At 36.9% G+C, this 9,572-nt stretch carries 7 protein-coding genes; 3 read left to right on the top strand and 4 right to left on the bottom strand.

Annotation, left to right across the window (positions count from 1 at the left end; genetic code table 11):
* Window positions 1-1,019, bottom strand: a 1,019-nt coding sequence (locus tag AC3DU7_RS16265) for a zinc-dependent alcohol dehydrogenase (protein WP_488040371.1), incomplete at its 3' end; no start/stop codon positions are given.
* Between the two features lie 171 nt (window positions 1,020-1,190).
* Here AC3DU7_RS16265 and AC3DU7_RS16270 point away from each other — a divergent pair.
* From AC3DU7_RS16270 to AC3DU7_RS16280, 3 genes are all read left to right on the top strand, one after another.
* The gene (locus tag AC3DU7_RS16270; RefSeq protein ID WP_488040372.1) at window positions 1,191-3,008 is read left to right on the top strand and encodes an aspartate kinase; all 1,818 of its coding nucleotides are present in this window, start codon (window positions 1,191-1,193) and stop codon (window positions 3,006-3,008) included.
* Between the two features lie 604 nt (window positions 3,009-3,612).
* Window positions 3,613-4,593, top strand: coding sequence for a lysylphosphatidylglycerol synthase transmembrane domain-containing protein (locus AC3DU7_RS16275; RefSeq protein ID WP_488040373.1), 981 nt, complete (start codon window positions 3,613-3,615; stop codon window positions 4,591-4,593).
* 511 nt (window positions 4,594-5,104) lie between these two features.
* Complete coding sequence (locus AC3DU7_RS16280) at window positions 5,105-6,637, top strand: glycosyltransferase family 39 protein (protein WP_488040374.1); 1,533 nt, start codon at window positions 5,105-5,107, stop codon at window positions 6,635-6,637.
* Between the two features lie 181 nt (window positions 6,638-6,818).
* Here the strand turns inward: AC3DU7_RS16280 and AC3DU7_RS16285 are convergent, their stop codons facing one another.
* The 3 genes from AC3DU7_RS16285 to AC3DU7_RS16295 form a co-directional block, all read right to left on the bottom strand.
* A complete protein-coding gene (locus AC3DU7_RS16285) occupies window positions 6,819-7,625 on the bottom strand; it encodes a LysM peptidoglycan-binding domain-containing protein (protein WP_488040375.1) in 807 nt (268 codons plus the stop codon).
* A gap of 653 nt (window positions 7,626-8,278) precedes the next feature.
* Complete coding sequence (locus tag AC3DU7_RS16290) at window positions 8,279-8,524, bottom strand: HAD family hydrolase (RefSeq protein ID WP_488040377.1); 246 nt, start codon at window positions 8,522-8,524, stop codon at window positions 8,279-8,281.
* Window positions 8,525-8,656: 132 nt separating this feature from the next.
* On the bottom strand, window positions 8,657-9,572 hold a 916-nt coding region (locus AC3DU7_RS16295), incomplete at its 5' end, for an RNA-guided endonuclease InsQ/TnpB family protein (protein ID WP_488040376.1).

Raw genomic sequence — 9,572 nt, forward strand, 5'->3', positions numbered from 1 at the left:
AATGAGCGTCCCCGGTCGTTTAATTTTCCTGAACCTCCCGTCGCACAAACCAATATTGTCTCCATAAATTGGAAGTTGTTTAACACACTCAAATCTACTCCCCCATGTCCATAACCGTACATCAGAAACGTTGCTTGTTTGCGCATCAAACTGGGAATAGATTTAAAAATTAAACCATTTCCGGAAGCATCAATTACATACTCTACTAAACGTCCATTCGTCTTTTCTTTCACTGCCTCTACAATATTTACCTCTTGGGGATCTATGACATCTGTACCAAAACCTTTAACTAACTCACGTTTTTGAGCATTTGTTTCGCTGACCAAAATTAAACCCTCATATCCAAGAATATTGCGTAGGTACTGAGTATATAAAAGTCCCCCAGGTCCAGCTCCAAAAATTAGAATTGATTGCACTCGACGCTCTAACTCTTCAGCACCAATTTGATAGCGCGCGCGAGTTTTTGCCACTACATCTGATGAATGAATCACACAACTAAGAGGTTCTGTTAACGCAGCTTGGACATTTTCCAAGTCAGAATTGATTTTAATGGCATTCACAGCAGGAATTGTCAAATATTCAGCAAATGCTCCTGGTAAACCAGTGATACCATGTTCTCCATAGAATTCACATTGGTGGGAATCTCCAGTAACACAGTATTCACAGAGAGATTGTCGCTTTCGACTCAAACAATTTAACCCCTGATCTAGAATCACGCGATCGCCCGCAGACAAATCTTGAACTTCTGCTCCCACTTCTTCTACCACACCGACAATTTCGTGGCCTAGAATTTGTGGTTGTTGGAGTAGGGGGATAGGTTGACCATTTCGATCCTTATTCAAGTTCAACTCCCCAGAAAAAATGTGAAAGTCCGAACCGCATAAACCAACCGCTGATGTGCATAACAGTATTTCATTAGAAGCAACTTGAGGTTTCTGAACTTCGCGCACTTCAAACTTGCCAAGATCCCACAGAAGTAGCGCTTGCATTGTGGCAGTTTTGTTTATTAGATTGTTCATAATATTCTGCTCCGTCAAACTAATACAATTTTTCTTAATGTTCTGAAATTAAAGTTATCACACCAAATTAAATATAAAAAGATACACTTTAATCAATCCGGTTTACAACTTTTAACCGAAGAATTTAAATTAATACAGTTTATATTTTAATAGTCTAATTCTCAAATCAATATGCTAATAGTCCAAAAATACGGTGGTACATCAGTCGGGTCTGTAGAAAGAATTAAAGCAGTGGCCCAACGTATTGCAAAAACAGCAAGCGATCACTCGGTAGTAGTAGTCGTTTCAGCGATGGGAAAAACCACAGATGGCTTAGTCAAACTAGCAAACGAAATCTCTTCCAACCCCTGTCGCCGAGAAATGGATATGCTACTATCCACAGGGGAACAAGTGACCATCGCTCTGATGAGTATGGCCTTAAAAGAATTGGGAGTGCCAGCTATTTCCCTGACTGGAGCGCAGGTAGGAATAGTCACAGAAGCTGAACATTCCCGCGCTCGTATTTTACATATTAAAACCGAACGCATAGAAGAACATCTCAAACAGGGAGAAGTTGTAGTTGTTGCAGGTTTCCAAGGTATTAGTCAGACTCGCCACCAGGAAATCACAACATTAGGTAGAGGGGGTTCGGATACTTCCGCAGTTGCATTGGCAGCAGCACTCCAAGCAGAAAGATGTGAAATATATACAGACGTACCTGGAATCTTAACAACTGACCCCCGCATAGTACCCGAAGCACAGTTAATGTCAGACATTACCTGTGACGAAATGTTAGAATTGGCAAGCTTAGGAGCAAAAGTGCTACATCCTAGGGCAGTGGAAATTGCTCGAAATTATGGAATGCCATTAGTAGTCTTATCTAGTTGGAGCGATGCACCGGGTACTCGTGTAGTTTCGTCAATACCCCAACATCGTGCTTTGCAAGATTTGGAGTTGACAAAATCTGTAGATGCTGTGGAATATGACATCAACCAAGGGGGAGTTTCTCTGTTGCGCGTTCCCGATCGCCCTGGTGTGGCAGCTAAATTGTTTTCTGGTATTGCGGTACAAAATATAGATGTAGATTTGATTATTCAATCTATTCATGAAAGCAATACCAATGATATTGCCTTCACCGTCGGGAAAGATACTTTGAAACAAGCGGCAGCGGTAGCAGATGCTATACTACCTACTTTAGGAAAAAATTCTGACCCCAGTTTGGGCGAACCGGAAATCAAAACACAAGAGCGACCTATTGCTAAAGTCAGTCTTGTGGGTGCGGGAATGATCGGGAGACCGCGAGTAGCAGCAAAAATGTTTGAGACTTTGGCAGCAGCAGGGGTAAATATAGTCATGATTTCTACTTCGGAAGTTAAGGTCAGTTGTGTGGTTGATGCAGAAGACTGCGAAAAGGCAGTTAATTCTTTGTGTCAAGCATTTGATGTGGATGTTGCAGATATTCCTACTAACTCTGCTGCTTCTGAGTCGGAAGAAGTTCCCTCACCAGTGCGAGCAGTTGCTTTAGATATGAAGCAAGCAAGACTAGCAGTGCGTCAAATTCCCGATCGCCCAGGAATGGCAGCAAAAATATTTGGTTTGTTGGCGCAGAATAATATTAGTGTGGATACGATAATCCAGTCACAACGTTGTTATAGTGTGAATGGGGTTTTGACTCGCGATCTTGCTTTTACTGTTTCCCAACCAGAGGGAGAAACTGCATATCAAATTTTGGCAAATGCAGCATTAGAGTTTGGTTGGGGAGAAGTAGTATTAGAGAGTGCTATTGCAAAAGTCAGTGTTGTGGGTTCTGGAATGATTGCACATCCAGGGGTAGCAGCACAAATGTTTGAGGCGTTGGCAGCAAGTCAAATTAATATTTTAATGATTGCTACTTCGGAAATTAAAATTAGTTGTGTGGTAGAAGAGGAGGATGGTGTAAAAGCGTTGCAAGCTATTCACAAAGCTTTTGGTTTGTCTGGTAGTGAGGTTGTTAAAGTTCCAGCATATTGAAGAAGGAGTCAGGAGGAAAAAAGAAGGAAGAGAAGAAGAAAGTTTTTTATCACTAATTAAGCGGACTGGATATACAGCAGATTCCACTTTTGTGAGGTACACCAGTCGCGGGCAAGATGCCCGCACTACAAATATTTAATTGTTAATTTTTGTACTTCATATATTAGGAATTCGCTGTAAGTTATTATCCTAAAATAATGGAAAAAATGAAAAAAATGAAAGATTTGTTATATGCTATTTCTATTGCTATTTTTGTAATATCGATAATATATCTTTTACTTGCTTCTCCAATAATATTTCATTTGATTGAGTGTCAAATAAACCCTAGAAAAATGGATAACCGTAGCTCAATGGGTTTCTCTTGTAATTAGGATTTGCTGATTAATTCTCAAAGCATTGATAGATCAAGACAAGTGCTTTTTTCGGTGCTATAGCAATCCTAAATAGTTTCTGACAAATTAAAAAGTAGATAAAAAAACTGAAACTCTCTCCTGTTGCCTGTTGCCTGTTGCCTGTTGCCTAAAAGCAGTAAGATTTTTATACACAAATAGAATAGGATTGCTATATAGTAACTTAGAATAAGTTAAAGACTTGAGCATCCCTTATGAAACGACTAATTTCTATAATTATCAGTTTACTTATTCTGACAGCCATTTACTGGAAAATTGATTTTTCTGGACTAATAAAAGTATTCCAAAATTCTCACCCTATATGGATGGTTGTCAGTGTTAGTATGATAGCGCCATTGACAATGTTAACTGCTTGGCGATTACAACAATTAATGCCAAAAAGAGGGAATAAATCATCATCTTATCTAAATTTTGGAGAAGCAAATCAATTAATTTTAGCTGCCAGTGTATTAAATATGATATTACCCTCCAAAATGGGAGATATTGTCAAAGCTTATTTTATGAAACAAAGAGGACATTTAGAGGGAAGTTTATCTCTATCTCTAGTGATATTTGAAAAGGCTTGCGATCTAGTTTCTTTGTTAATATGGTGTGCTTTTGGATTGATTGTTTATCCAGAAAAAGATTTATTATTTTGGGTAATGACTGCCGGGGTAACTTTAGGATTAATTATTGGATTATTATTATTATCTTCTCGCAAATTTACGAATATATTTTTTCAAATAGCACGAAAAATAGCTCCGAAAAAAATCTATTCAAAGATTGATAGTTTAGAGCATTCTTGGATAGAAATGCACAGATATTTTTGGCATGATAAAGTACAATTAACCAAAATTGCTACTACTTCAATATTTATCTGGTTCGGACATTTATTACAAATTTGGTGTTTTACTCTAGCGTTAAATGTTTCGGTTCCACTTTTGGCAAGTTTAGCATTATCTCCCTTAGCAATTTTAGCTGGATTATTACCTTTAACTTTTGCTGGAGTTGGTACTCGTGATGCTGCTTTTATTATGTTTTATCAACCTTATTTTTCTACAGAAGTTGGGGCAGCTTTAGGATTGCTTTGTACATCTCGTTATGTATTACCAGCAATTGCTGGCTTACCATTTTTCGGACAATATTTAATTGCTATGGAAAAAATGCAAAATAAGGGAGTAGGTAGTAGACAGTAGGAAACCCACCCCTAACCCCTCCCAGGAGGGGAAATAATTGATAAAGAGATAATTGATTTAATTTTTCATTATTGGAACAGTTTTAAATTTTCAATGTTAAATAATTTGGGTAAATTACTGTAAAATTAAAGTTTTGAGCTTCTATAAAATCTTATAGCGTTTCTCAGTCTAATGAGATACACCTATCTTTATTTGTTTTCTATTCCCTGTTGCCTGTTGCCTGTTGCCTAAAACCAACAAAATTTTTACCTCACTCTTTTTGGGAATTGCTATACTTTTGATGTTTTATTTATAGCTTTTTCTGATTTTGCTTATCGCCGAGGTTCTATTTATTATGGTTTGACTAATTCTCAAAGTTTTGTGATTTCTCTGACTATCTTGATGACTGGAATTTTGCTTTTGTGTTTGTTACACTGTCAGGAATATGGTTTAGGAAAAATTGGCTTTGAGAGTTGGTTGATTTTGATATTATATATAGGAGAATTTTCGCTGTTGTTTGTTGGAATTTAGGATGGAAATTATTAGAAATAAAAAGTTTGGTTTACCAGATTTTAAGTTTTTGCTTGGCAATCAAATACTGCCATATTTAATTATTGCTTTTGGGGTAGCTGTAAGGTTAGTTCAATATTTATCTAATCGTTCTCTCTGGGCGGATGAAGCAGTTTTGGCTTTGAATATTGTCAATCGCTCTTATTTGGAATTGTTCCAACCTTTGGATTATGAACAAGGTGCGCCGATTGGTTTTTTGATGGTAGAAAAATTGGCAATTCAGATATTAGGGAATAATGAGTATTCTCTACGATTATTTCCTTTTATTTGTGGTGTAGGTTCGTTGTTTATATTTTATGAATTAGCAAAAAAATGGATTCCTAAATCTGCTATTCCTATAGGTTTAACTTTGTTTGCCAGTTTGGAATATTTAGTCTACTATTCAGCAGAAGTAAAACAATATTCTAGTGATGTAGCGATCGCTCTCTTTTTATATCTACTATTACTACCTTTGGTCAAGGCTAAATTGAATTTTGCTCAAATGATTAGATTTGGTTTGCTCGGAGCGATCGCTATTTGGTTTTCTCATCCTTCTATTTTTATTTTGGCAAGTATTGGGGGGAGTACTTTACTGATTAATTTTTGGCAGAAAGACCTGAGTAAAGTCAAAAAATTATTACTCATTTATTCAGCTTGGGTTTTAAGTTTTGTCATCTTTTATTTTGTGTCTTTGAGAAATTTAACTGGCAATGAAACTCTAACTACTTCTTGGGGCGATGGTTTTCCTAGTTCCCCATTTGATATTGTTTGGATATTCGATGCTTTTGGCAAATTTTTCTATAAACCTTTAGGCTTTACTAAATGGATGGATGGATTAGCTATTATCCTTTTTTTAATAGGTTGTATTTCTTGTTGGTTGAGCAGAAAAGAAATTTTATTGCTATTACTTTCTCCATTATTCATAACTTTTTTAGCCTCCTTTTTACACCAATACCCATTTCGGAGTCGTCTAGTTTTATTTCTCACTCCATTCGTAATTTTTCTTATCGCAGCAGGTGGAGGTTATATCCTGAGAAAACCGAAATTTCGACCGATAAAAATTATTGGGATTATCTTGGTTATTTTATTGTTATATAAACCCTTATCAAAAGCCATTGATTTGATAGAAGACCCGATAACTTATTCAGAAATTAAACCTGTGCTGAATTATATTCAAAAACATCAACAACCAGGGGATATTTTGTATGTTTATCAACGAGGAATATATCAATTTCAGTATTATGCAGAAAAATATGGTTATCAGGAAGGAGATTATATTATTGGTGTGGATGACTTAGATAAATATGATGGTCAAGAATTATCAATTGCTGAAATGACGAGATATGAAAAAGACTTAGATAAACTGCGGGGGAATAAAAGAGTTTGGTTATTATTTTCTCATACTCACATTCCCGCAGAAAGGAGATTTTTAAATTATTATTTGAATGAAATTGGTCTGAGGATGGATACCTTTGAAAAACCAGGGTCTTATGTATATTTGTATGATATGAGTTGAGGTCTGTCTTGGTGTTTGAGAATTATGACTACTTGGATTTGGACATCCATCAGTCATTTCTGGTAACAAATATTATATTCTCCCTCTTTTTTCCTTTTTCTATTTGTTTTCTGGAATAGAATTATTCATCCTCTTTCTTGAGTATCATTACTTATCGCTTAATTGAGATGCACCCAAAAACTTATGATTCCGGGATATTCAAAGATTCGCCAGGAGTGATTACATTAGGATTAGTGATTTGAGGATTGGCTGCCTCTAACGCCCCTAACGATATCCCAAAGCGACTGGCAATCCCAGAAAGAGTATCGCCTGATTGAACCACATATGTTTTTGGAATACTACTTCCGCCACCATGTTTTTGCTTAGAGAGCATGAATCGATGCACCCACATATTTTTGTAACTAGAGTCTAACTCCCCGTTGTTATAGATAATTTTAGCATCTCCATAACTGCTGCTGGCAACACAGGCTGCATAGATACAATAGCTGGAATAATAGCCATCGTACAAATCCCCTCCCAAATCGTACCTCCAGTTAGGTGCATCAAATTCGCTCCAGGGGTCTTTGACCTCAAGTTTATAACTATTGTTTTCAGTATCAATTTCCAGACCTGAGAGGCAAATCACATGACCTGAATGAGTGAAGCAACCATGGGTAATCAGAAAATCTCCCTCTTCCAGCCAGGTTTTTACATCATCAAGGCAGGCATTGTTTTGATCATAATACAATTGATAACCAATATCAGAATGAGCCTTAAGTAGTTCATGAATTACAGTGGCCATTCTAAGGGGAGAGCCAGGGTTGTAATTATTATCCAGCCCCTTCAATTTGTGATAAATATCTTTAATCTGATTTGCTGTAGTGTAATCAAGAGCCATAGCAATACAGGTAGCCTGGCAAGTGTAGTCATTGGGTTGGCTTAGATTAGAAACTTTAAGCTTGGTATAGTAATCCCGAATAGCATTCATGGTTTCAGGACTGGCTGGCATAGTTTAACCTCCTAGAAATGGTATTACATAGCGACACTATTTGTAGCCCTAGCAATCGGTTGTTTTCTTTCTATAGTTTTGGTTGCTCAAGACTTTTCCTTGACTATTAATAAATCTATGCTGTTAATAAGTTATTACGCAACTAATACAAACTAATATAATTTTTTACCGAAAACTCATATTTTTATTTCGTAACTGCTCAATAATCTGGGGTAAATCGGTAAATAGCAAGACTCAAATCGCATAAAATCATTCCTAAAGTGGTAGTCCGCCCCCATTTACTGAGCGGATACTTTAGGGTTTGCTGAAAAAGTCTTTTTGCTCTTCGTAGTAGTTAGTAGTCAGTAGTCAGGAGAAATAGGAATGTTAGAGGAGGCAGAAGTTAAAACTTCTCCTCAATTTTTATGTCCAACTCTTGCCTAAAATACTAACTTTCTGACGGTTTTCAACTTACTGGCCAGGCACTTTTTCAAGTTTTAAACATCATTCATGACAAATTTGTTAAATTGGAAAAAAAGCAGGTTTTATATCATGTCCGGTTGAATACTGACACTTTGGAGGAAGTAAGGCAGAAGACAGAAGGCAGAGGGCAGAAGAAAAGACAAGGTTAGAAGGGAGAAAGTTTTTTTATCACTGATTATCCGGACATGATATTAAACATTCCCTAAACCTATCTTTTTGGTGAAAACATCTGGTGTTGGTAAGGAGGGTATGGCCCACCAAGGATTATATTGTTGTAACTCCTCCAATTTATAGGAACCAGTCGCAACAGAAATAGACCTGGCACCAATAGCATGACAACAGCTTATATCTTTGGGGGTATCTCCAATCACATAAACTTTTTCTAAGTTAATTTCTCCGACTAATTCTTGGGCACTGGTTAACGCTTGACGAGCGATCGCTTTTCTATCTGCTAGTTTATCTGAAAATCCGCCCTGGTTGACATACTCCCCGACCTAAAGGTGCGGGGATTCTCACAAAAAGTGATTCTTTGATCATCGACACAGCTTACTAAATCAAGTTGCCCATCATTAGCAGAGGCCGTTGTCTCCCAAAGCGTTCCCTATTACTAGGAGGTTTCCGTATCGCCTACGGTACCCTTGATTCCACTCAATACCTATTATTTCTAATCCACGGCTCAAGATGTTTCGTGCTGCGTTAGTGTCACGGCATATTGCAGTTTGGCAGTTAGGGCAAACATGAGTACGGGTTGACAAAGTTTTCTTGACTCTATGCCCACAATTAGAACAATCAGTAGAAGTGAATTTGGGATTTACTGAAACAACTGCTTTACCCCAAATTTTTCCATAATATTCCAACCATTGAGTGAACTGATACCACGCTGCATCAGATATTGACTTTGCCAAATGATGGTTTTTGACCATGTTTTGTATCTTCAGGTCTTCATAGACGACAACATCGTTAGATGCCACTACGCACCGGGCTTGTTTAATGCTCCAATCTTTACGTTGCCTACTAACCTTTAAATGGCATTTACCAAGTCTCTTTCTAGCTTTGTGATAATTGTTTGATTGAGGCTTTTTACCTTTAACAAACTTTTTGCTTAATTGCCTTTGCCGACGTTTTAATTTCTTCTCTGATTTTCTCAAATATTGAGGATAAACAACCGCATTATTGTTTTGGTCTTTGTAGAAATACTTCAGTCCTAAATCAATACCTATGACATTGCCAGTATAATTTCCTGATTCTTTTCTATCAGCATCTATACAAAACTGACAATAATAGCCATCTGCACGTCTAACTATTCTGACTCGATTAATTTTCAACCTAAATAAATCTTCCCTTGTTTCTGAATTACAATACTGAGAAAACTTACCTGCTTTGAATTTATCAGTGAAAATTATAAACATACAATCATCTGATAATTTCCAACCAGATTGTTTATATTCTACAGACCGACAATGCTTTTTAAATTTTGGGTATCCT

The sequence above is a fragment of the Okeania sp. genome (genome assembly GCF_983059655.1).